The 21287-nt window shown below is 63.8% G+C and carries 26 protein-coding genes; 22 read left to right on the forward strand and 4 right to left on the reverse strand.

Annotated features, from left to right (window positions below; all coding sequences use genetic code 11):
* Positions 1–91: 91 nt before the first annotated feature.
* Positions 92–706, reverse strand: a complete 615-nt coding sequence (locus D460_RS0114150; protein ID WP_018899214.1) for a TetR/AcrR family transcriptional regulator — start codon at positions 704–706, stop codon at positions 92–94.
* A 51-nt stretch (positions 707–757) separates the two neighbouring features.
* On the opposite strand from D460_RS0114150, the gene D460_RS0114155 reads away from it, so the two are divergent.
* The 7 genes from D460_RS0114155 to D460_RS0114185 all read left to right on the forward strand — a co-directional run bounded on the left by D460_RS0114155 (position 758) and on the right by D460_RS0114185 (position 7497).
* Positions 758–1330, forward strand: coding sequence for a hydrolase (locus tag D460_RS0114155; RefSeq protein ID WP_026283134.1), 573 nt, complete (start codon positions 758–760; stop codon positions 1328–1330).
* Positions 1331–1459: 129 nt separating this feature from the next.
* Positions 1460–2533 carry a penicillin-insensitive murein endopeptidase gene (gene mepA / locus D460_RS0114160; protein ID WP_018899216.1) on the forward strand — a complete coding sequence of 358 codons (1074 nt, stop codon included), beginning with the start codon at positions 1460–1462 and terminating at the stop codon, positions 2531–2533.
* A gap of 105 nt (positions 2534–2638) precedes the next feature.
* The gene (locus D460_RS0114165; RefSeq protein WP_018899217.1) at positions 2639–3022 is read left to right on the forward strand and encodes a methylglyoxal synthase; all 384 of its coding nucleotides are present in this window, start codon (positions 2639–2641) and stop codon (positions 3020–3022) included.
* Positions 3023–3055: 33 nt separating this feature from the next.
* Complete coding sequence (locus D460_RS0114170; RefSeq protein ID WP_018899218.1) at positions 3056–4087, forward strand: glucokinase; 1032 nt, start codon at positions 3056–3058, stop codon at positions 4085–4087.
* Positions 4088–4204: 117 nt separating this feature from the next.
* Positions 4205–5992 carry an ABC transporter ATP-binding protein gene (locus tag D460_RS0114175; protein ID WP_018899219.1) on the forward strand — a complete coding sequence of 596 codons (1788 nt, stop codon included), beginning with the start codon at positions 4205–4207 and terminating at the stop codon, positions 5990–5992.
* Positions 5993–6015: 23 nt separating this feature from the next.
* Positions 6016–6840, forward strand: a complete 825-nt coding sequence (gene dapB / locus D460_RS0114180; protein WP_018899220.1) for a 4-hydroxy-tetrahydrodipicolinate reductase — start codon at positions 6016–6018, stop codon at positions 6838–6840.
* Between the two features lie 21 nt (positions 6841–6861).
* A complete protein-coding gene (locus D460_RS0114185) occupies positions 6862–7497 on the forward strand; it encodes a 2,3-bisphosphoglycerate-dependent phosphoglycerate mutase (protein WP_018899221.1) in 636 nt (211 codons plus the stop codon).
* A gap of 62 nt (positions 7498–7559) precedes the next feature.
* Here the strand turns inward: D460_RS0114185 and D460_RS0114190 are convergent, their stop codons facing one another.
* A complete protein-coding gene (locus D460_RS0114190; protein WP_018899222.1) occupies positions 7560–7961 on the reverse strand; it encodes a helix-turn-helix domain-containing protein in 402 nt (133 codons plus the stop codon).
* A gap of 87 nt (positions 7962–8048) precedes the next feature.
* Here D460_RS0114190 and D460_RS0114195 point away from each other — a divergent pair, with 87 nt between their 5' ends.
* The 4 genes from D460_RS0114195 (at position 8049) to D460_RS0114210 (ending at position 9839) form a co-directional block, all read left to right on the forward strand.
* The gene (locus tag D460_RS0114195) at positions 8049–8915 is read left to right on the forward strand and encodes an oxidoreductase (protein WP_018899223.1); all 867 of its coding nucleotides are present in this window, start codon (positions 8049–8051) and stop codon (positions 8913–8915) included.
* An 83-nt stretch (positions 8916–8998) separates the two neighbouring features.
* Complete coding sequence (locus D460_RS35945; RefSeq protein WP_018899224.1) at positions 8999–9157, forward strand: hypothetical protein; 159 nt, start codon at positions 8999–9001, stop codon at positions 9155–9157.
* Between the two features lie 107 nt (positions 9158–9264).
* Positions 9265–9546, forward strand: a complete 282-nt coding sequence (locus D460_RS0114205; RefSeq protein ID WP_026283135.1) for a hypothetical protein — start codon at positions 9265–9267, stop codon at positions 9544–9546.
* A 5-nt stretch (positions 9547–9551) separates the two neighbouring features.
* Entirely contained in the window at positions 9552–9839 is a 288-nt protein-coding gene (locus D460_RS0114210; RefSeq protein ID WP_018899226.1) for a type II toxin-antitoxin system RelE/ParE family toxin, read from the forward strand.
* A gap of 8 nt (positions 9840–9847) precedes the next feature.
* Here D460_RS0114210 and phnF read toward each other — a convergent pair whose 3' ends face one another.
* A complete protein-coding gene (gene phnF / locus D460_RS0114215) occupies positions 9848–10579 on the reverse strand; it encodes a phosphonate metabolism transcriptional regulator PhnF (RefSeq protein ID WP_018899227.1) in 732 nt (243 codons plus the stop codon).
* Positions 10580–10696: 117 nt separating this feature from the next.
* Between phnF and phnG the strand changes: the two genes are divergently transcribed.
* The 7 genes from phnG (at position 10697) to D460_RS0114250 (ending at position 16198) form a co-directional block, all read left to right on the forward strand.
* Positions 10697–11182 (forward strand): phosphonate C-P lyase system protein PhnG, encoded by a 486-nt coding sequence (phnG, locus tag D460_RS0114220; protein ID WP_018899228.1) that lies wholly within the window; start codon positions 10697–10699, stop codon positions 11180–11182.
* Positions 11182–11805, forward strand: coding sequence for a phosphonate C-P lyase system protein PhnH (phnH, locus tag D460_RS0114225; protein ID WP_018899229.1), 624 nt, complete (start codon positions 11182–11184; stop codon positions 11803–11805). The genes phnG and phnH overlap by 1 nt, the downstream gene beginning before the upstream one ends.
* A 3-nt stretch (positions 11806–11808) precedes the next feature.
* Positions 11809–12918, forward strand: coding sequence for a carbon-phosphorus lyase complex subunit PhnI (locus D460_RS0114230; RefSeq protein WP_018899230.1), 1110 nt, complete (start codon positions 11809–11811; stop codon positions 12916–12918).
* Positions 12915–13796, forward strand: coding sequence for an alpha-D-ribose 1-methylphosphonate 5-phosphate C-P-lyase PhnJ (locus D460_RS0114235; RefSeq protein ID WP_018899231.1), 882 nt, complete (start codon positions 12915–12917; stop codon positions 13794–13796). Before D460_RS0114230 ends, D460_RS0114235 begins: the two co-directional genes overlap by 4 nt.
* A 235-nt stretch (positions 13797–14031) precedes the next feature.
* A complete protein-coding gene (gene phnK, locus D460_RS0114240; protein ID WP_018899232.1) occupies positions 14032–14808 on the forward strand; it encodes a phosphonate C-P lyase system protein PhnK in 777 nt (258 codons plus the stop codon).
* 65 nt (positions 14809–14873) lie between these two features.
* Complete coding sequence (phnL, locus tag D460_RS0114245) at positions 14874–15584, forward strand: phosphonate C-P lyase system protein PhnL (protein WP_018899233.1); 711 nt, start codon at positions 14874–14876, stop codon at positions 15582–15584.
* A complete protein-coding gene (locus D460_RS0114250) occupies positions 15581–16198 on the forward strand; it encodes a DapH/DapD/GlmU-related protein (protein ID WP_018899234.1) in 618 nt (205 codons plus the stop codon). The genes phnL and D460_RS0114250 overlap by 4 nt, the downstream gene beginning before the upstream one ends.
* Before the next feature lie 62 nt (positions 16199–16260).
* Here D460_RS0114250 and D460_RS35950 read toward each other — a convergent pair whose 3' ends face one another.
* Positions 16261–17184, reverse strand: coding sequence for a DMT family transporter (locus D460_RS35950; protein WP_018899235.1), 924 nt, complete (start codon positions 17182–17184; stop codon positions 16261–16263).
* 260 nt (positions 17185–17444) lie between these two features.
* On the opposite strand from D460_RS35950, the gene rsgA reads away from it, so the two are divergent.
* The 4 genes from rsgA to phnD all read left to right on the forward strand — a co-directional run bounded on the left by rsgA (position 17445) and on the right by phnD (position 21236).
* Positions 17445–18464, forward strand: a complete 1020-nt coding sequence (gene rsgA, locus D460_RS0114260; RefSeq protein ID WP_018899236.1) for a ribosome small subunit-dependent GTPase A — start codon at positions 17445–17447, stop codon at positions 18462–18464.
* 135 nt (positions 18465–18599) lie between these two features.
* A complete protein-coding gene (locus tag D460_RS0114265; protein WP_018899237.1) occupies positions 18600–19187 on the forward strand; it encodes an NYN domain-containing protein in 588 nt (195 codons plus the stop codon).
* Positions 19188–19391: 204 nt separating this feature from the next.
* Positions 19392–20237 (forward strand): phosphonate ABC transporter ATP-binding protein, encoded by an 846-nt coding sequence (gene phnC / locus D460_RS0114270; RefSeq protein ID WP_018899238.1) that lies wholly within the window; start codon positions 19392–19394, stop codon positions 20235–20237.
* Between the two features lie 87 nt (positions 20238–20324).
* On the forward strand, positions 20325–21236 hold the full coding sequence (phnD, locus tag D460_RS0114275; RefSeq protein WP_018899239.1) for a phosphonate ABC transporter substrate-binding protein: 912 nt from the start codon (positions 20325–20327) through the stop codon (positions 21234–21236).
* The last annotated feature ends 51 nt before the right edge of the window (positions 21237–21287 follow it).

Raw genomic sequence — 21287 nt, forward strand, 5'->3', positions numbered from 1 at the left:
TTTTTCGAGGATAGGCGAAATGCTGGCGAAAAACAGGTGACGCAACCTTTTTTGTCCGGCTTCGCGCAAATGTGAGCGCAAGCCCGGCCGCTCAGGCCGTCGCTTCCTCCAGCCTTTTGCGCAGCATCCCCCGCAACTCCGCCACCATGCGCGGATCGCCGCCGATGTCGGGATCGTGCGCCGCCGTCACGATGATCCTCAGCAGCTCGAGCACCAGCGCCGACAGAAGATCGAGATCGTCTCCAACAGAAGGGCTCGCCTTCTGCAGCAGCGCCTTAATGTTGCCGCGCAGCTCCGCCCGCGATTTCACCTTGCGCTCCTTGGGAATGTCGCGCCGCGCCGCCAGCACCGGAAATTCGCGGTACTCCTCCAGGAAGGCGCCAAGCCGCGCGAAGATCGCGTCGCCAATCTCGGACGCCCGCTTGCCGTCGACCTCGTTCTGCAGGTCGACCAGCGCGGCGTTCAGCTGCCGCATCCGCTCGATATGCAGCGCTTCGGCCAGCACCGGCTTGGTCGGGAAGAACTGGTAGAGCGAGCCGATCGAGGATTTCGCCTCGGCGGCGATCTCCGTCATCGTCGCGGCCTCATAGCCCTTCTCAAGAAAAACCTTGGCGGCCGCCTCGGTCAGAATGGCAACGCGCTCGTGCCCGCGCTTTTGCTTCGGCGAGCGATCGATCGAATCGGCACTTGATTTTTGTGAGGGCATCCTCATATTTCCAATTGCGAGGATATCCTCATGTTTATTCCGGAGCCTTCCATGTCCCTATACGATCCCAAGACCACCGCCCTGATCTCCATAGATCTGCAGGGCTTTATCATTTCCAGGCCCGTCGCGCCTCATTCCGCCCAGCAGGTCATCGAAAATACCGCCGCGATCGCCAAGTCGCTGAAAGCGGCCGGCGGCACGACCGTCTTCGTCACCGTCGGATTTTCCGCGGACTATGCCGACGCTGTCAACCAGCCGACCGACGAACCGATCGCCTTCCCACAGGGTGGCTTGCCGGCCGAGGCGCTGCGCGAACCGCCCGAGATCGCTGACCTGACGCCGGATGTCCGCATCACCAAGCACCAATGGAGCGCCTTTTATGGCAGCGAGCTCGATCTGCAGCTGCGCCGTCGCGGCATCCGGACGGTCATTCTCACCGGCATCGCCACCAATTTCGGCGTCGAGGCCACGATCCGCGATGCGTTTGCCCACAACTACGCGGTCATCGCCGCCGAGGATGCGATGACGACGTTCACCGCCGAGATGCACGCCTTCGCCTGCGAGCGCATCTTCCCGCGCCTGTCGCGCATCCGCAAAACCGCCGACATCCTCGCCAACGCCTGAGTGCGACGCTGCCGGCCGACGCGATGTCTCGCAATCGCCCGTGAAAAACATCGATTCACCAGAATCGCATTTCACGGTAAAACGGGTGCAAATCACTCGACTATGGTCGGCAGCAGTTCAGGATACGGCATGGCTTTCCGCATCGCGCAGGCGCTCTCTTCAATCGGTAAACTGGCACTGGCCACTGCGATCGGCGCCAGCCTTATCGCCGGCGATGTCGCCGCCCAGCAGAAACAGCCGAGCCCCGGCAGCGCCAAGGCGATCTTCGGCGGCGTCCAGCTTCCGACGCAAGGCGCTCCGCAACCCTTTGGCTTCTACGCCAAGGGCTGCATGGCAGGCGCCGAGGCGCTTCCGACCGATGGTCCCAACTGGCAGGCCATGCGCCTGTCGCGCAATCGCCGCTGGGGCAATCCGGCGATGCTCTCCACCATCGAGCAGCTGTCGCGCGATGCCGCCAAATATGATGGCTGGCCGGGCCTGCTGGTGGGCGATATCGCCCAGCCGCGCGGCGGCCCGATGATCACGGGCCACGCCTCGCACCAGATTGGCCTCGACGCCGATATCTGGCTGACGCCGATGCCCAACTTCCGCATGACGGCAGAACAGCGCGAGGCGCTGCCTTTCACGACCATGCTGCAGAAGAACGCCTTCCTGACGATCAATCCGAATGTCTGGACACCGGCCCATGCGCGTCTCCTGATGCGCGCCGCGAGCTACCCGCAGGTCGAGCGCATCTTCGTCAATCCGGCGATCAAGAAGAAGATGTGCGACACCTGGACGGGCGATCGCACCAATCTCGGCAAGCTGCGCCCGGAATACGGCCACGATTCCCACTTCCACATCCGCATCAAGTGCCCGCCGGGCGCCGCCAATTGCAAGCCGCAGGCACCCGTGGTGGCCGGCGATGGCTGCGACAAGTCGCTCGCCTGGTGGTTCAGCCCGGCGCCCTGGGCCAAGCCCAAGCCGCCGAAGCCGGATGCCAAGCCGGTCAAGCCGCGCGAGGTCATGGTGTCGGATCTGCCCAAGGCCTGCCAGGCGGTTCTCGATGCCCCCGCGGTCTCCTCCGTGCGCGCCGCGACCTATGGCGGCCCTTCTGCTGCCGAGGTGCTCCGCGCTCAGCCCATCGATGCGCCGCCCGCCGCCAATGACGACGAACTGCCCGATCTCGGCCCTGTTCCGGATGACAAGCCGGCAGCGCAATGATGCCGGTTGAACACCGCGACACCGCTCTTTAAAACCCTGATCGCTTCGTATAGAAGCGGTCAAATCGATTGAATTAAGCCAGTGATTTTAGAGGGGGAGCTTCTGATGGCCGGCCGCAAGTGCCTTGCGCTCATCGCGCATGACCAGAAGAAGGACGACATGGCGGAATTCGCCCGCCGCAACGAGGAGACGCTCCGGACGAACTGGACGATCTTCGCGACCGGAACGACCGGCGGCCGCGTTCTCGATGCCGCTCCCTCGCTCGATGTCACCCGATTGAAAAGTGGCCCGCTCGGCGGCGACCAGCAGATCGGCGCGCTGATCGCCACCGGCGAGGTCGATGCCCTGATCTTCTTCGTCGACCCGCTGACCCCAATGCCCCACGACGTCGACGTCAAGGCCTTGATGCGCCTTGCGATCGTCTATGATATCCCAATGGCACTCAACGAGGCCACGGCCGACAGGCTGATCGCCAATCTTCACGCATAAGCGGCGCGCGAACGCGCAACAACGGAACCTGCCATGCACCAGCTCGATACCAGCGACGCCTCCATGCCCTTCCCGATCCTGATCGGCGATATCGGCGGAACCAATGCCCGTTTCGCCATCATCGAGACGGCCGACGCCGAACAGGTCAATTTCCCGAACGTGCGCACCGCCGATTTCAAGACCATCGACGACGCGATCCGCGCCACCATCCTGGAAAAAAGCGCGATCAAGCCGCGTTCCGCCATCCTCGCGGTCGCCGGCCCGATCAGCGACGACGAGATCCCGCTGACCAATTGCGATTGGGTCGTGCGTCCGAAGTCGATGATCGAAAATCTGGGCATCGAGGATGTCCTGGTCGTCAACGATTTTGAAGCCCAGGCGCTCGCCATCTCCGATCTGGCGCCGGAACATCGCGAACGCCTCGGCAATGCCGACGCCCATGAGGACATGGTCGCTTCCCGCGTCGTGCTCGGGCCGGGCACCGGCCTCGGCGTCGGCGGCCTCGTGCATGCGCGCGGCGTCTGGATCCCGGTTCCGGGCGAGGGCGGTCACGTCGATCTCGGGCCGCGCAGCAAGCGCGATCTCGAAATCTTCCCTTATGTCGAAACCATCGAGGGCCGCGTGTCGGCCGAGCAGATCCTCTCCGGCCGCGGCATCGTCAATCTCTACCGCGCCATCTGCACCGCCGATGGCATCGCGCCGAAGTACAGCGACCCTGCTGATATCACCTCGCACGCGCTGGCCGAAAGCGACCCGGTCGCCGTCGAGACCATCTCGCTGTTTTCGACCTATCTCGGCCGGGTTGCCGGCGACATGGCGATGATCTTCATGGCGCGCGGCGGCGTGTTCCTGTCCGGCGGCATCAGCCAGAAGATCCTGGCCGCTCTGCGCAAGCCCGAGTTTCGCGCCGGTTTCGAGGACAAGGCGCCGCACACGGCACTGCTCTCGACCATCCCGACCTATGTCGTCACCCATCCGCTGGCGGCACTCTCCGGCCTCTCGTCCTACGCCCGCCGGCCCGACACCTTCGGCGTGTCGACCGATGGCCGCCGCTGGGGCCGATAGCCCCCCCAGCGTCCGGCGCCCGGACAGACCTAGCCAAACGGGCGCCAACTCTTTATAGAGCCGCTCGAGCGCGGGCCGCAGCAGCGGCTCGCATGGTCACGAGACAGGAAGTCTTTATTGCGTTCACCCGATCCCCAGCAGCGCCCCGTCGACAGCGGCACGGTCACCGCCGTCCTGAAGCGCATCATCGCTGAAAACGGCCGCGAGCACATCTGGGGCTACGTCGTCGCCATCAGCTGTCTTGTCCTCGTCGCGCTGTCGACGGCCTTCACCGCCTGGATCATGCGCTCGATCATCGACGAGGCCTTCGCCAACCGGCGCGCCGATGTCGTCTGGGTCATCTGCCTCTCCATCTTCATCGCCTTCGTCATTCGCGGTTTCGCGAGCTATGGCCAGGCGGTGGCGCTGTCGAAGATCGGCAACAACATCGTCGCCCGCTACCAGAGCCGTCTTTATGTGCATCTGATGACGCTGTCGGTCGGCTATTTCAACGAGGCGCGTTCGGCTCGCATCGCCGCCCAGGTCAGCCAGAATGTCGGCGGCATCCGCGATGTCCTCAATCTGACGATCACCTCGACCGCCCGCGACCTCCTGACCTTCGTGTCGCTGCTCGGCGTCATGGTCTATCAGGACCCGCTGCTCAGCGTTGCCGTCCTCATTCTCGCGCCGCCGCTGCTTCTGGCGCTGCGCTATCTCTCCAAGCGCCTGCGCCAGGCCACCAAGGAAGCGATCGATCTCAACAGCCACGTGCTCGGCGCCATGCAGGAGACCATTCAGGGCATCTCCATCGTCAAGGCGTTCACGATGGAGCGGCAGCTCGAGCAGAAGATCAACAAGATCATCGTCGCCGCCGAAGAGCGCGGCAACAAGATCGCCAAGCTGTCCGAGCGCAACGCGCCGATGACCGAAAGCTTCGCCGGTTTCGCCGTCGCCAGCGTTCTTGCCTACGCCGCCTACCGCTCGATCTATCAGAACGTGCCGCCCGGCGCCTTCTTCTCCTTCGTCACCGCGCTGCTCTTGGCCTATGATCCGGCCCGCCGTCTTGCCAAGCTGCAGGTGCAGATGGAGCGCGCCGCCGTCAATGCGCGCATGATCTACGAGCTGCTCGACATGGAGCCGCGCCAGCGCGACCTGCCGGATGCCAAGCCCCTCGTCGTCACCGAAGCCCGCATCGAGCTCAAGGATGTCGCCTTCGCCTATGGCAACGACAATGTACTCGACGGCGTCAACATGGTCGCCGAGGGTGGCAAGACCACCGCGCTCGTCGGCCCCTCCGGCGCCGGCAAGTCGACCATCATCAATCTCATCCCGCGCTTCTACGACCCGAAGGCCGGTGAGATCCTGATCGACGGCCAGGACATCGCCCATGTGACGAAGAAGTCGCTGCGCGAGCAGCTGGCCTATGTCTCGCAGCAGCCCTATCTGTTCGAAGGCTCGATCCGCGACAACATCCGCTATGGTCGCCCCGACGCCAGCGATGCCGAGGTCGAGGAAGCAGCGCGTCTCGCTTACGCCCACGACTTCATTCTCGCCCAGCCGGAAGGCTACGACACGCCGGTCGGCGAAAACGGCGTGACGCTCTCGGGCGGCCAGCGCCAGCGCCTGTCGATCGCCCGCGCTCTGGTGCGCAACGCCCCGATCCTGCTTCTCGACGAAGCGACCTCCGCGCTCGATACAGAATCGGAAGCAGCCGTCCAGAAGGCGCTCGATGAAGCCATGACCGGCCGAACCGTCGTCGTTATCGCTCACCGTCTCTCGACCGTCGTCCGCGCCGACAAGATCGTCGTCATGCAGCAGGGCCGCGTCGTCGAAGAGGGCAATCACGAGACGCTTGCGAAGCGCAGCGACGGTCTTTACGCTCGCCTCAACAACCTTCAGAGGCCCGCTGCCTCCGAGACTTTCTGACACGTGAGTGATGGACGCCTGACATGAGCGATGCTGCGATGAAACTGGTGGTGGTTGGTGCAGCGGGCCGCATGGGACAGGCGCTGATCCGCATGGTGCATGAGATCGAAGGCGTTACTCTGCACGCAGCCGTCGGCCGCCCGGGCTCGCCCTTCATCGGCAAGGATGCCGGCGAGATCGCGGGCCTCGGCCCCAACGGTATCGCGATCACCGACGATCCGCTGGCCGCCTTCCAGCATGCTGATGGCGTGCTCGATTTCACCACGCCGGCGACCACCAATGAATTCGCGGCGCTTGCCGCCCAGGCCCGCATCGTCCACATCATCGGCACCACAGGCTGCTCGGTCGAGGACGAACAGAAGATTTCGGCCGCCGGCCGCCATGCCCGCATCGTCAAGTCTGGCAATATGGGCCTCGGCGTCAATCTCTTGAGCGTGCTCGTCGAACAGGCGGCGCGCGCGCTCGACCCCGCCGATTGGGATATCGAAGTTCTCGAGATGCACCACAAGCGCAAGGTCGATGCCCCCTCGGGCACCGCGCTGCTTCTGGGTGAAGCCGCCGCCAAGGGCCGCGGCATCGATCTCGCCACCCATTCCGTCCGCGTCCGCGATGGCCACACCGGCGCGCGCGAAGCGGGCACGATCGGCTTTGCCACGCTTCGCGGCGGCTCCGTCATCGGCGAACATTCCGTCATCTTCGCCGGCGAAGGCGAGCGCGTCTCCATGGCCCACAGCGCCGGCGATCGCTCGATCTTCGCGCGCGGCGCCGTCAAGGCGGCCCTTTGGGCGCGCGACAAGAAGCCGGGTCTCTATTCCATGCTCGATGTTCTCGGGCTTTCCCAACACTGATCTCATCAGGAGGAATTTATAATGAGCGGTACCCTCGTCCTCGTTCGCCACGGCCAGAGCGACTGGAACCTGAAGAACCTTTTCACCGGCTGGAAGAACCCGGAGCTCACCGAGCTCGGCGTTCAGGAAGCCAACACCGGCGGCAAGGCGCTTGCCGAAACCGGCATCAAGTTCGACATCGCCTTCACCTCCGATCTGAAGCGCGCGCAGGACACGCTGAAGATCATCCTTGAAAACGTCGGCCAGACCGGCCTCGAGACGATCAAGGACCAGGCGCTGAACGAGCGCGACTACGGCGATCTCTCCGGCCTCAACAAGGACGATGCCCGCGCCAAGTGGGGCGAAGAGCAGGTCCACATCTGGCGCCGCTCCTACGACGTTCCCCCTCCGGGTGGCGAAAGCCTGCGCGACACCGGCGCGCGCGTCTGGCCGTATTATCTGACCGAGATCCTGCCCCGTGTCCTGCGCGGCGAAACCGTGCTGGTTGCCGCCCACGGCAACTCGCTGCGCTCGCTGGTCATGGTGCTCGACAAGCTCACCAAGGAACAGATCCTCGGCGTAAACCTCGCGACCGGCGTTCCCATGGTCTACAAGCTCAACGCCGACTCGACCGTCGCTTCCAAGGAAGTCCTCGGCGACATGTCCGGCGCCCACTAAATATTATCGCGCCGCGCGTCTCTCCGATGCGCGGCGCCTCTCCGGACAAGCCGGAAAGTTCCTTAGTTTTCCGTCTGACCCTTCGGCTTCCGCGCCGCCTCGAAATCCGGCAGCCGGTTGGCGATCCATTGCCAGAGCCCCACCACCTCCACAAGCAGCTCCCCGCCCAGCGGCGTCAGCTCGTATTCCACGCGCGGCGGGACCTGCGGGTAGAGCGTACGCGTCACCAGCCCGTCGGCCTCCAGCGTCCGCAAAGTCTGCGTCAGCACCTTCTGGCTGATGCCTTCCACCCGTTCCAGAACCCGTGAAAAGCGCAGCGGCCCCTTGGCCTCGGCAAGGATATGCATGACGCGCAGCGGCCACTTGGCGCTGGCGCGCTCCAGCATCTCGCGAGCGAGTGCGTCCTCGGCATCCGTCAGCGTCTCGCAGAAGTCGAATGTACCATCGTTTAGTTCAGTTACCATAAGGTATGTATAGATCCATTCGGTACCTTCTTTCAAGAAGATACCGTCAGGCCTATATGGTCTTTCGACGGATCAAGGAGATTTTCGATGTCACAGGTTTGGTTGATTACAGGCAGTTCGCGCGGTCTCGGCAGGGCGCTTGCGGAAGCGGTTTTGGCTAAAGGGCACAATCTGGTCGCCACCGCGCGCAATCCCGCCCAGCTCGACGATATCAAGCAGCGTTACCCCGCCAGTGTCTTGACGATTTCGCTTGATGTGACCGACGAGCAATCGGCCGAGCAGGCCGTCAAGGCCGCGGTCGAGCGCTTCGGCCGGCTCGATGTCCTCGTCAACAATGCCGGCTATGGCGATGTCGGATCGGTCGAGGATACCAGCCTCACAGATTTCCGCGCCCAGATCGAAACCAACCTCTTCGGCACCATCATCGTCACCAAGGCGGCACTGCCTCTGATGCGCGAGCAGGGTGCCGGCCACATCATCCAGGTCTCCTCCGTCGGCGGCCGCATCGGCCCGGCCGGACGCGCGCCCTACGCGGCGGCCAAATGGGGCGTCGAGGGCTTCTCGGAAGCCTTGAGCCGCGAAGTCGGCCCGCTCGGCGTCAAGGTCAGCATCGTCGAGCCCGGCGGCTTCCGCACCGATTTCGCCGGCGCCTCAACCAAGTTGCGCGAAGGCCGCCCCGAATACGACGAAACCGTCGGCAAGATGGCCCGCTACCAGCGCGATTACGACGGCAGGCAGCCCGGCGACCCCACGAAAGCCGCCGCCGCCATCATCCATCTCGCGAGCCTCGAAAACCCGCCGCTGCGTCTGCCGCTCGGCAGCGACGCCATCCGCGCCATCGAGCAGAACGACGCGCAAAGAGCCACCGAACACGCCACCTGGCGCGACCTCAGCCTCTCCACCGACTTCGACGCCGGCAACGGGGCAGGGCACTTTCCGTGGGAGGCGAGGTGAGGGGCCTAAAATAGCGTCAAGCACGCCTGCTTGAGAGCGATCGGACTGGGTGCTACGTTCAGGACCGAGTAGGGAGATGTACCATGACGACCCGGCGTAAGTTCAAGTCGGATGCCTTCGAGGCCATCCATTCGTCCGCGCAGGCGTTGTTTAAGGTCGGCGGCATCGACAAGGCGATGCTGCGAGACTTCGATGAGGCATGTCTGACGGTGCCTCCGGCCATCAAGGCACCGAAGTCTTAGGATAGCCCTCAATTCTCGATCGTGAACTGCACCCGGTCGGCAGGCATTTGGCGTTCGAAATGCCTGTGTGCTACATTCTGTTGCCTCTGTAACAGATGGAGCACGTCGTGCCGGACGCCGTATTTACCTTTCGTATCGATGAAGATCTCAAAACAGCGTTTGGCGAAGCCGCCAAGGCGCAGGATCAGAGCGCGGAGCAACTGCTTCTGGGTTTGATGCGTGAGTATGTGGAGAGCCAGCAGAACGATGCCGAATATGACCGGTGGTTCCGGCGTGAAGTTCAAATCGGACTGGATGCCGCCAATTCTGGCGATCTGATATCCAACGATGAGGTGGAGACGGAATTTGCGCGGCGCCGTGATGCGGCGCGCCAGAAGCTGATGCGCTAGCAATCGTGGCCGTTCATTGGACGCGCCAGGCGACGATCGACCGCCAATCCATCTTTGAGTTTGTCGGGGCAGCCGATATCAATGCGGCAATTGCACTGGACCATGTGTTTTCCGGCGCCGCGGTGCGGCTGGACTTGTTTCCGTCGATGGGGCGGCCCGGGCGCGTGAAGGGAATGCGGGAGTTCGTCGTGCATCGGCACTATCTCCTGATCTATAGCATCAGCGGCGAAACCGTCCGCATCCTCCGTATCTTACACGCCGCGCAGCAGTGGCCCTCCGCCTCTAACCGGTGAGCCTCCCCTCAATTCTCGATCGTAAACTGCACCCGATCGGCCGCAAAGCGCGTCACCGAATACTGCACCGGCACGCCGTCGAGATCGGTATTCATCGCCTTGGTAATCAGCACGATCGCACCCGGCGTCAGCTCCAGCGCCGAGAGGTCGGCGGCTTCGGCGTGGGCGGCGGTGATTTCGGTGGTGGCGCGGATGTAGTCGGATAGGCCGAGTTCGGCGAAGGCGCGGGTGATCGATTCCGTCGTCTCGTAGGCGTCACGCATGCCCGCGAAGCGTGCCGCCGGAAACCACGAGGTCGCGCTCGAGACCGGCCGCCCATCCGCCTTGCGCACCGTTTCCAGCCGGATCACTTTTGTCCCCGGCGCAAGCTTCAGCCAGCGCGCCACCTCGTCGCTGGCCGCCTCCTCGCCATGGCCGAGTAGCAGCCCGCGTGTCTCGCGCGCCTGTTCGCCGATGCCGCTGTTGAAGCGCGTGCGCTTGCTGATCGGAAAGTTCAGCCGTTCCTTGCGCTCGATCAGCGTGCCGCGACCCTGCACGGCGCGCACGATCCCTTCCTGCGCCAGAGCCGCCAGCGCGCTGCGCACCGTATGCCGGTTGACGCCGAACTGCGTGGCCAGCGTCATCTCCGGCGGCACCATGCCCGTTTCGTCGTAGGCGCCGGCGCTGATCGCCTGGCGAATCCGGTCGGCGATCTGCCGCCACAGCGCCACGCCCGTCTGTCTCTGAACCTGCCCAGCCATTTTAGCCCTTTATCTTATGTGCCCCCGAAATGTCACACGCTTGTCACCTCGGCGATTTAGGTCTAGGTATAGCTTGTATGGTTGTCTATATCAATAGACATTTAAAAGGATGTGGCGATGACCTTAGCGGAAAAGAAGGTAGGCAAGACCGAGCTGAGTGAGGGCGACCGGGCGCGCAAGCGCACCGTCGACCTGCTGGCCCGTGCCGAGCGGCAGGAGCTGGAAGCGGCCTGGCAGGCATTGGCGGAAAAGCCGGTGGCGCAAGCCGTGCGCGGCCCCGAAACCGGCCTCGTCATGGTGCGCGGCCGCATGGGCGGCGGCGGTGCCGCCTTCAATCTCGGCGAGGTCACTGTCACCCGCGCCACCATCCGCCTCGCTTCCGGCACCATCGGCCATGCCCAGGCGCTCGGCACCGATCGCGAAAAGGCCCGCCTCTCGGCAATCTTCGATGCGCTCTGGCAGGAACCAGCCACTCGCGACGCCATCGAAACCACCCTGCTTGCGCCGATCGCGGCTCGTGTCGCCGATGCGGATAACAAGAAGGCCGATGAGACTGCGGCCACCCGCGTCGATTTCTTCACCATGGTTCGCGGAGACGACTGATGCCCCTCAAGACCGAAACGCATAACGCTGATGCTCTCTCCGGCGGCTTCGCCGAGCCGGTGTTCCACGCCCAGAGCGTCTTCAAGCTGATGATGGATGCCATGGCCCGCCCCGGCACCATCCAGACCGTGTCGCCCGATGCCGAACCGCCGGCGCCGCTCGGCATCGCAGCTGGCGCCATCGCGCTGACGCTGTGTGATCACGATACCCCCGTCTGGCTCTCGCCTGCCTTGGCCAAGTCCGCCACGCCGCAATGGCTCGGCTTCCACACCGGTGCGCCGGTGACGCCGGAAAAGGCCGAAGCCCGCTTCGCCTTCGTCGATGAAGGCGCCACGCTCTCCTCCTTCGGCCTGTTTGCCTCCGGCACCCAGGAATATCCGGATCGTTCGACGACGCTCGTCATCGAGCTGCCAGATCTCGAAGGCGGTCGCCGCCTCGCTTTGATGGGCCCCGGCATCAAGACCGTCACCGACGTCGCGCCGCTTGGCCTGCCGGAACGCTTCCTGCATCTGTGGACGGAAAATCGCGCGCTGTTCCCGCGCGGCGTCGACATCGTGCTGACCTCCGGCAGCCGTTTCCTCTGCCTGCCGCGCACCACCAAGATCACCGCAACGGAGATGTGACCCATGTATGTTGCCGTCAAAGGTGGCGAGGCCGCCATTTCGAATGCCCACCGCCTGCTCGCCGATCGCCGCCGTGGTGATCGCGCGCTCCCCGCCATCGGTATCGAGCAGATCGTCGCGCAGCTGACGCTCGCCGTCGACCGTGTCATGGCCGAAGCCTCGCTCTACGACCGCACGCTGGCGGCACTCGCCGTGCGCCAGTCGCGCGGCGACATGATCGAGGCGATCTTCCTGCTGCGTGCCTACCGCACGACCCTGCCGCGCTTCGGCTACTCGCAGCCGATCGACACGGCGCAAATGAAGATCGAGCGCCGCGTCTCCGCCACCTACAAGGACCTGCCCGGCGGCCAGCTGCTCGGCCCGACCTTCGATTACACCCATCGCCTGCTCGACCCCTCGCTGCTCGAGGATGGCGCCGTCGAGGAGCCGGTGCTGCGCGAAGCCGAAACCGGCCGCGTCATGCGCGTCTCGGAAATCCTCGCCCATGAAGGCCTGATCGAGGGCGATGGCGAGATGCCGGAGGATCACGAGATCGGCGATCTCACCCGTGAGCCGATGGAGTTCCCGATGAGCCGCGACCTGCGCCTGCAGGCGCTCGCCCGTGGCGACGAGGGCTTCCTTTTGGCGCTCGGCTATTCCACCCAGCGCGGCTATGGCCGCAACCACCCCTTCACCGGCGAAATCCGCATCGGCGAGGTCGAGGTGGAGTTCGATGTGCCAGAGCTCGGCTTCGCGGTCTCGCTCGGTTCCATCCAGGTCACCGAATGCCAAATGGTCAACCAGTTCAAGGGCTCCTCCAAGGCGCCGCCGCAGTTCACCCGTGGTTACGGGCTGGTCTTCGGCCAGAGCGAGCGCAAGGCCATGTCCATGTCGCTGGTCGATCGTGCACTGCGGGCAGGCGAGCTCGGCGAGGACATCACCGCCCCCGCGCAGGATGAGGAATTCGTGATTTCGCATGCCGATAACGTCCAGTCGACCGGCTTCGTCGAGCATCTGAAACTGCCGCACTACGTCGATTTCCAGGCCGAGCTCGACCTCGTCCGCCGCATGCGAAACGACTTCGACGCCGCCCGCAATGGCAGCGATGACGATCTCAAGGAGGCAGCCGAATGAGCGATCTCGCCACGTACAACTTCGCCTATCTCGACGAACAGACCAAGCGGATGATCCGCCGCGCCATCCTGAAGGCGATCGCCATTCCCGGCTATCAGGTGCCCTTCGCCTCGCGCGAAATGCCGATGCCCTACGGCTGGGGCACCGGCGGCGTGCAGGTCACGGCCTCGATCATCGGCCCCGATGATGTGCTGAAGGTCATCGACCAGGGCGCCGACGACACGACGAATGCCGTCTCCATCCGCGCCTTCTTCCAGAAGGTCGCCAATGTCGCGGTCACCACCCACACCAAGGATGCCACCATCATCCAGACCCGCCACCGCATCCCGGAAGAAAAGCTCGGCGCGGGCCAGGTTCTGGTCTACCAGGTGCCGATCCCCGAGCCGCTGCGCTTCCTCGAACCGCGCGAGACCGAGACCCGCAAGATGCACGCGCTCGAGGAATACGGCCTCATGCACGTGAAGCTCTACGAGGACATCGCCCATAACGGCCGTATCTCCAAGACCTACGCCTACCCGGTGAAAGTCGCCGGCCGCTACGTCATGGACCCGTCGCCGACGCCGAAATTCGACAATCCGAAAATGCACATGTCGGACGCGTTGCAGCTCTTCGGCGCCGGTCGCGAAAAACGCATCTACGCCGTGCCGCCCTACACCGAAGTCGTCAGCCTCGATTTCGAGGATCACCCCTTCGAAATCCAGCGCTTCGGCAAGCCCTGCGCGCTCTGCGGCGCGGAAGACGTCTATCTCGACGAGGTGATCCTGGACGACAAGGGCGGCCGGATGTTCGTCTGCTCGGATACGGATCACTGCGAGGACCGGCGGGAGCACGGCCACGTTGGCGAGATGCTGGCGCAGGGTCGGGAGGCGGCGGAATGAGGGCGCTTCAAGTTCGGCGTTCTGCCGGGGATACCCCCCTCTGCCCTGCCGGGCATCTCCCCCACAAGGGGGGAGATCAACTCGTGGCAGGCTTCCAGCCAAACAATGAGAGTGGAGCGAGTGGTTTCATCCAGCCAATCTCCCCCCTTGTGGGGGAGATGTCCGGCAGGACAGAGGGGGGTAACCCATCCGCCACGCTCCATGTCCTCACACACACATTCGCGGAGGCATAGCCATGACCGACACCCCCCTTCTCAAAGTCAACGACGTCTCGAAATTCTACGGCAACCGCATCGGCTGCAAGAACGTTTCCTTCGAGCTTTGGCCCGGCGAGGTGCTGGCGATCGTCGGTGAATCCGGCTCCGGCAAGACCACGCTCTTGAACTGCATCTCCACCCGCCTGATGCCGACCACAGGCAGCGTCGAGTATCACATGCGCGACGGCCAGTACCGCGATCTCTACCACATGAGCGAGGCCGAGCGCCGTTTCCTGATGCGCACCGACTGGGGCTTCGTGCATCAGAATCCGGCTGACGGTCTGCGCATGACGGTGTCTGCCGGCGCCAATGTCGGCGAGCGGTTGATGGCGATCGGCGATCGGCACTATGGCAATATCCGCGCCACCGCGGTCGATTGGCTGAGCCGCGTCGAGATCGACGAGAGCCGCATCGACGACCAGCCGCGCGCCTTTTCCGGCGGCATGCGCCAGCGCCTGCAGATCGCCCGCAATCTCGTCACCGGCCCGCGCCTGGTGTTCATGGACGAGCCGACCGGCGGTCTCGACGTCTCCGTCCAGGCGCGCCTGCTCGATCTCGTTCGCGGCCTCGTCAACGATCTCGGCCTTGCCGCCATCATCGTCACCCACGATCTCGCCGTCGCCCGCCTGCTGTCGCACCGGATGATGGTGATGAAGGACGGCCACGTCATCGAGCATGGCCTGACCGACCGGGTGCTCGACGATCCGCGCGAACCCTACACCCAGCTCCTCGTCTCCTCGATCCTGCAGGTATAGTTGAGAGCGTGATCCGTAAGCCGGCTAAGCTCACGGATTGTCGCCAGAAACCAGGGAAGTCAATCATGGCAACGCCACTCGTTGTTTCGGAAGTCTCCAAGAGCTTCACCATGCATCTGCGCGACGGCATCAAGCTGCCCGTCGTCTCGGACGTCTCCTTCTCCGTCGCCTCCGGCGAATGCGTCGTGCTCGGCGGCCCCTCGGGCATCGGCAAGAGCTCGCTCTTGAAGATGATCTACGGCAACTACGCGGTCGACAGCGGCCAGATCCTGGTCAAGCACCAGGATCGCATCGTCGATCTCGCCACCACCGATCCGCGCACCATCATCGAGGTGCGCCGTCAGACGCTGGGTTATGTCAGCCAGTTCCTGCGCACCGTGCCGCGCGTCGCGGCAATCGATGTCGTGGCCGAGCCGCTGGTCGCCCGTGGCACGAAGGCGGATGTCGCGCGCGAAAAGGCGGCCGAACTGCTCGCCAAGCTCAACCTGCCGGAAGCGCTCTGGCAGTTGCCCCCCGCCACCTTCTCCGGCGGCGAGCAGCAGCGCGTCAACATCGCCCGCGGTTTCATCACCGACCACACCATCCTCCTGCTCGACGAGCCGACCGCTTCGCTCGACGCAAAGAACCGCGCCGTCGTCGTCGAGATGATCGCCGAGAAGAAACAGAAGGGTGTGGGCCTGCTCGGCATCTTCCACGACGAGGAAGTGCGCGAGGCCGTCGCCGACCGCATTCTCGACGTGCAGAAGTTCTCGCCACGGAGGCCGATCGCAGCATGAGCCGCAAGATTGGCCTCGAGCCCTATACCCACGAGACCGCCTCGGTGAACAATTCGACGCTCGGCCGCTACACCGAGCTGTCGGAGCGCTGCCGCATCGACGAGGTCGAGCTCGGCGATTATTCCTACGTCATGCAGGATGGCGCCATCTGGTGTGCGACAATTGGCAAATTCGTCAACATCGCCGCCTCCGTGCGCATCAACGCCACCAACCATCCGACCTGGCGCGCCACGCTGCACCACTTCACCTACCGCGCCGCCGATTACTGGCCGGACGCGGATATGGAGACCGAGTTCTTCGAATGGCGCCGCTCAAACCGCGTCACGATCGGCCATGACGTCTGGATCGGTCACGGCGCCACGCTCCTGCCGGGCGTCAGCGTCGGCAACGGCGCCGTCATCGGCGCCGGCGCGGTCGTCTCCAAGGATGTGGCGCCCTACACCATCGTCGGCGGCGTGCCCGCCAAGCTGATCCGCGAGCGCTTCCCGAAAGAGATCGGCGAGCGCATGGACAGGCTTGCATGGTGGGATTGGGAACACGACCGGTTGCGCGTGGCACTCGCCGATTTTCGTGCGCTCAACGCCGAGGATTTTCTGGCACGATACGAGGCATAAGCCGTCTACCGGTCTACATCAAACCTCTCCGGCGCGGATGGATCGCCATTCGCGCCGGGGCCTTAGCTCAGGCTGATCAGCGCCGTGCCAGCGATGGCGAGTGCGGCCCCGCCCCAGGCATGCGCACGCGGTATCTGCCCGCTGCGCAGCCACACCATCGGCAGGATGACGACAGGCGTCATCGAAGACAGCGTCGAAACGATCCCGACATTGCCGGTCTTCAGGGCCGCCATCAGAAGCGACATCCCGAGCGCCGTACCGAAGAAGGCGGCGGTGGCCGCAAGGCCGAAATCCCGCGCCCGAAAGCTGTTCGCCTGCGCCCGCACACGGGGGAGCGCCAGAAGCGCCCAGAAGCAGATCACCGCCAGCCCGGAGCGCACCGCCATCGCCGTAAATGGCTCGACACCGGCAGCCATCGCCGGCCGCGCCGTCAGGCTCCCCAGCGCCTGCCCGAGCGCGGTCACGACCCCGAGCGTTATGCCGAGCATGGACACCGGTGGTGTTGACGGCGCCGGCTCCGCAATCGGCTCGCCATCGGCAAGCGGGATCATCGGCGCCGGCCGACGCCGGCGAAAGCCGATGGCAATCACGATGCCGCATAAAATGAGCACGACCCCGAACCCCTGGCGCAGATCGATCGTCTCGCCCAGCGCGACATAACCGAGCACCAGCGCAAATGGCGAGGCCAGTGAAAACAAAAGCGCCGTCACGCGCGGCCCGGCCGTATAGATCGCCGCGAAATAGGTGGTGCTGGCAATCACGATCCCGAACACACTGGAGGCTAAGAGCGACCCGAGCTGCCAAGCCCCAAGCGTCGCCCACCCGCCGGCAACCGTCGCCGCCAGCGCCGTCATCACGAAAGCCGCAGTTAGCTGCCAGCGCGCCAGCTGCATCAACGGCACCCGCCCGTTAAGCTCGTTGATGAACATCGAGCTGAGCGCGATGCAGGTGGCCGAACCGATGGCGAAGGCTTCCGAGATGAACATAGAGATTTCCTTGAGGGGTGACGCAGCTTTCGGGAAAGTCTCGCGGGAAATCAAGATACTATGAGGCGCGAACGGCACCAATCTCTGCCGGTGACTTGGCGCTCCGACAGCATCAGGGATCGGCTGGCGTTTTCCGTCCGGATGTCTCTCATGGTGCAAACCCCATATCTTCCCGCCGAAGCTTCCGCTAATGTCCGCGTCACCACACGTCCCTTCACGGAGCCAACCTTGACCCATACGCCGCAGTCCCCGGTGAACCTTTGACGACCGATCACGAAGCGACATTCCTGGCCTCGCTCGGCTGGTCCGAATTCTTTTCCGATCAGCTGACGGATGACGATCATGGCCTCATCCCCCGGCGTATTGCCGAAGTGCACCGCAGCCGCCTGAGCGTCACCTCGCTGGATGGCCTGATCCGGCTCAAGATCTCGCATCAGCTGAATACGTCCGAATTCGCCGTCGGCGATTGGGTGATGGTCGATCCCGAGGACGATAGCCTGGTGCGCCGGCTGGAGCGCCGCACGCTGCTGCAGCGTCGCGTCGAGGGGCGCCAGGGCCAGCAGCTCGGCGCCGCCAATGTCGACACGCTTCTGATCGTCACCTCCTGCAACGCCGATTTCAACGTCGCCCGCCTCGAGCGCTACATGGCGCTCGCCAACCAGGCGGAGACGACGCCCGTCATCGTGCTGACCAAGGCCGACCTCGCCCCTGATTTCGCGGAATACGAAGCGCAGGCAAAGGCCCTGCAGCGCGATCTCGCGGTGGTCGTGCTCAACGCCAAGAGCGACGGTGCGGCTGCAGCGCTTGGTCCATGGAGCGGCTTCGGCCAGACGCTGGCGCTGATCGGCTCCTCCGGTGTCGGCAAGTCGACGCTGGTCAATGCGCTGGCGGGGCTGAGCGGCGAGGGCTCGCAGGCAACCGGCGGCATCCGCGAACGCGACGCCAAGGGCCGCCACACCACGACGGCCCGCTCGCTGCACGCCATGGCCGGCGGCGGCTGGGTCATCGACACGCCGGGCATGCGCACGCTCCATGTCAGCGATGTGCAAGAAGGTATCGAGCAAGTCTTCTCCGAGATCACCGAGCTTGCCGAACACTGCCGCTTTCGCGATTGCACCCACGACCACGAACCCGGCTGCGCCGTCCAGGCCGCCGTCAAATCAGGCACGCTCGCGCCCGAGCGCCTCGCCCGCTGGCGGGTGCTGCGCGAGGAAAACGACAAGAACACCCCGAAGATGACCGGGCCCAAGGGCAACAAGGTGCTGCAGAAGCGGCGGTGAGGGCGGGAGGTGCTCTTACCGACGATTTCGATTGACTAATGGCGTCGCTGTAGCATTATCGCTGTATATCCGTACGCCCGTAGGCGGGCACGTATCTTGAGACCCCCAAGGCGACGAGCCGAGGGGGTCTTTTATTTGAAGAACGTTGCGGTCTTGATCGATGGCGGCCATGTTCGCGTTTTGGCGCGAAATGCCGGAATGAACTACAATCCCGATTACATTGAGAAGGTGGCCAAAGCCTGCGTGGAGCCGGACGAGGACGCTTTCCGATTTTTCTACTACGATTGCGCACCGTATAGCGGAACGGTCAAGCTGCCGGTGTCCGCAACACCCAAGACATTCTCAGGATCGGATGCCTGGCTACGAGAGCTTGCGGCGAAAGATCTCTTCGCTGTCAGGCTGGGCGTGTTGAAATTCCGTGGCTTCAAGCCGAAAAAGATTCTGCCGGCCGGACAGGCGTTGACGGATAACGACTTCAAGGCGGATTTCGAACAGAAAGGCGTCGATATGCGTATCGGCCTGGATATCGCCACCTTTTGCGCATCGAAGGCTGTCGATAGGCTGGTACTCGTGACCGGCGATACCGACTGCATACCGGCGATGAAATACGCGCGTATCGCAGGGTTGCAGATTGTTCTTGTTGGGTTTCCCAACCGGGCCGCATCTAACGAAATGCTTTGCCATGCCGATATTGAACGACGAGTAGCATGGCCGGCTCAATAGTGCGGTGATCGAATAACTACTCCTGCTTCGAGAGATCGCACTCACCACATCCCGCATCTGTCACAGAATTGTGACCCCACTGTCACGTTTCAATCCACAGTAGCCCCGTTTGTGACAGCACTTACACAAAACTGACATTGGAGCTTCATGGACCGGGCCTAATGCACTCCCTCATATCGCGTTTGGGCTATGAGGAAGAGCATGATGTTCGAGCTGAAGAATGTCACCCGTCAATTCGGCAAGAAGATCGCCGTCGATAGTGTGACGCTTGACATCCCTCAGGGCCAGATGGTCGGCATTATCGGCCGTTCGGGTGCCGGCAAGTCCACGCTTCTGCGGATGATCAACCGCCTGCAGGAGCCGAGCTCCGGCTCGATCCATTTCAACGGCAACGAGGTGTCGGGCCTGCGCGGCAAGTCGCTGCGCAACTGGCAGCGCGATTGCGCCATGATCTTCCAGCAGTTCAATCTCGTGCCGCGCCTCGACGTGATGACCAATGTCATCCTCGGCCGTCTGAACCATCGCTCCACCGTGCTCAGCCTGCTCGGCGTCTTCACCCGCGAAGAGCGCGTGCAGGCGATCGCGGCGCTCGAGCGCCTCGGCATCGAGCAGACGGCGCTGCAGATGGCCGGCACGCTCTCGGGCGGCCAGCAGCAGCGCGTGGCGATTGCCCGCGCCCTCATGCAGGCGCCGAAGATGCTGCTTGCCGACGAGCCGATTGCCTCGCTCGACCCGCTGAACGCCAAGATCGTCATGGACGCGCTGCGCGATATCAACGAGCGCGAAGGCATCACCGTCATCACCAACCTGCACACGCTCGACACCGCGCGCAGCTATTGCGAGCGCATCGTCGGCATGGCCGGCGGCCGCGTCGTCTTCGACGGCAAGCCGTCCGAACTGACGGCCGACGCCGTCAACGAGATCTACGGCACCGACAAGAACGGCGCCGGCATCGACGAGACCATGACGTCCACCAGCCTGGATAACATCAAGGGCAAGCAGCAGGACGCCGTATCCCGCGTGATGGCCGCCTCCGCCGTCATGCGCTGACAAGTTTCCGGCCGGGGGAAAAAGCCGGAAAAGCACAGCTCCCCAGTACTTTAAAGTCACTGACAAACGTCACCAAAGGAGACTACCATGTCTGCGTTCCGCAAGATCCTGATGGCAACGATCGCCATCGCCACCGTTGCAGGCCAGGCCTACGCTCAGGACGTCAAGGTCCTGCGTATCGGCCTCGACGGCGGTGAAAACGAAGCCGACCAGGTTCGCCGCACCGAGTGCGTCAAGCCGGGCCTCGTTGCCGCTACCGGCGTTTCGGAAGTCCAGATCTTCCCGTCGCCGAACTATAACGGCGTCATCCAGGGCCTGCTGGGCGGCACCATCGACCTCGCTGTCATGGGCGCTTCCTCCTACGCCTCGATCTACCTCAAGGATCCGAACGCCGTTACGCCGGTTCTGACCACCAAGCAGGAAGACGGCTCGACCGGCTACTACTCGATCATGGTCGCCCGCAAGGATTCGGGCATCAAGACGCTCGCCGACGCCAAGGGCAAGAAGCTCGGCTTCGCCGATCCGGACTCGACCTCGGGCTACCTCGTCCCGAACGTCTCGCTGCCGAAGGATGTCGGCATGCCGGTCAAGCAGTACTTCTCCGAAACCGGCTTCGGCGGCGGCCATGAGAACCTCGTTCTCGGCGTTCTCGACAAGAAGTTCGACGTCGGCACCACCTTCGGCTCCGCCACCGGCGATTGGGCCCAGGGCTACACCTCCGGCAACCTGCACATCATGGTCACCAAGGGCCTGCTCGACATGGACGATATCGTCCAGGTCTGGAAGTCCCCGCTGATCCCGAACGGCCCGCTGATGGTTTCCAACAAGCTGCCAGCAGACATCCAGAAGAAGGTTACCGCCTACTTCGCCGAACTGCCGAAGACCGACAAGGGCTGCTTCGACAGCTTCACCGGCGGTGGTTACGTCGATTGGTCGCCGGTCGACCAGTCCTTCTACCAGACGATCATCGACGCTCGTAAGTCGGTTATCGGCGGTTGATCCGAACCTCTGAATAAACTCGCGGCGGCATCATCATGGTGCCGCCGTTCG

The sequence above is a fragment of the Rhizobium sp. 2MFCol3.1 genome, from assembly GCF_000377565.1.
Taxonomy (GTDB): domain Bacteria; phylum Pseudomonadota; class Alphaproteobacteria; order Rhizobiales; family Rhizobiaceae; genus Rhizobium.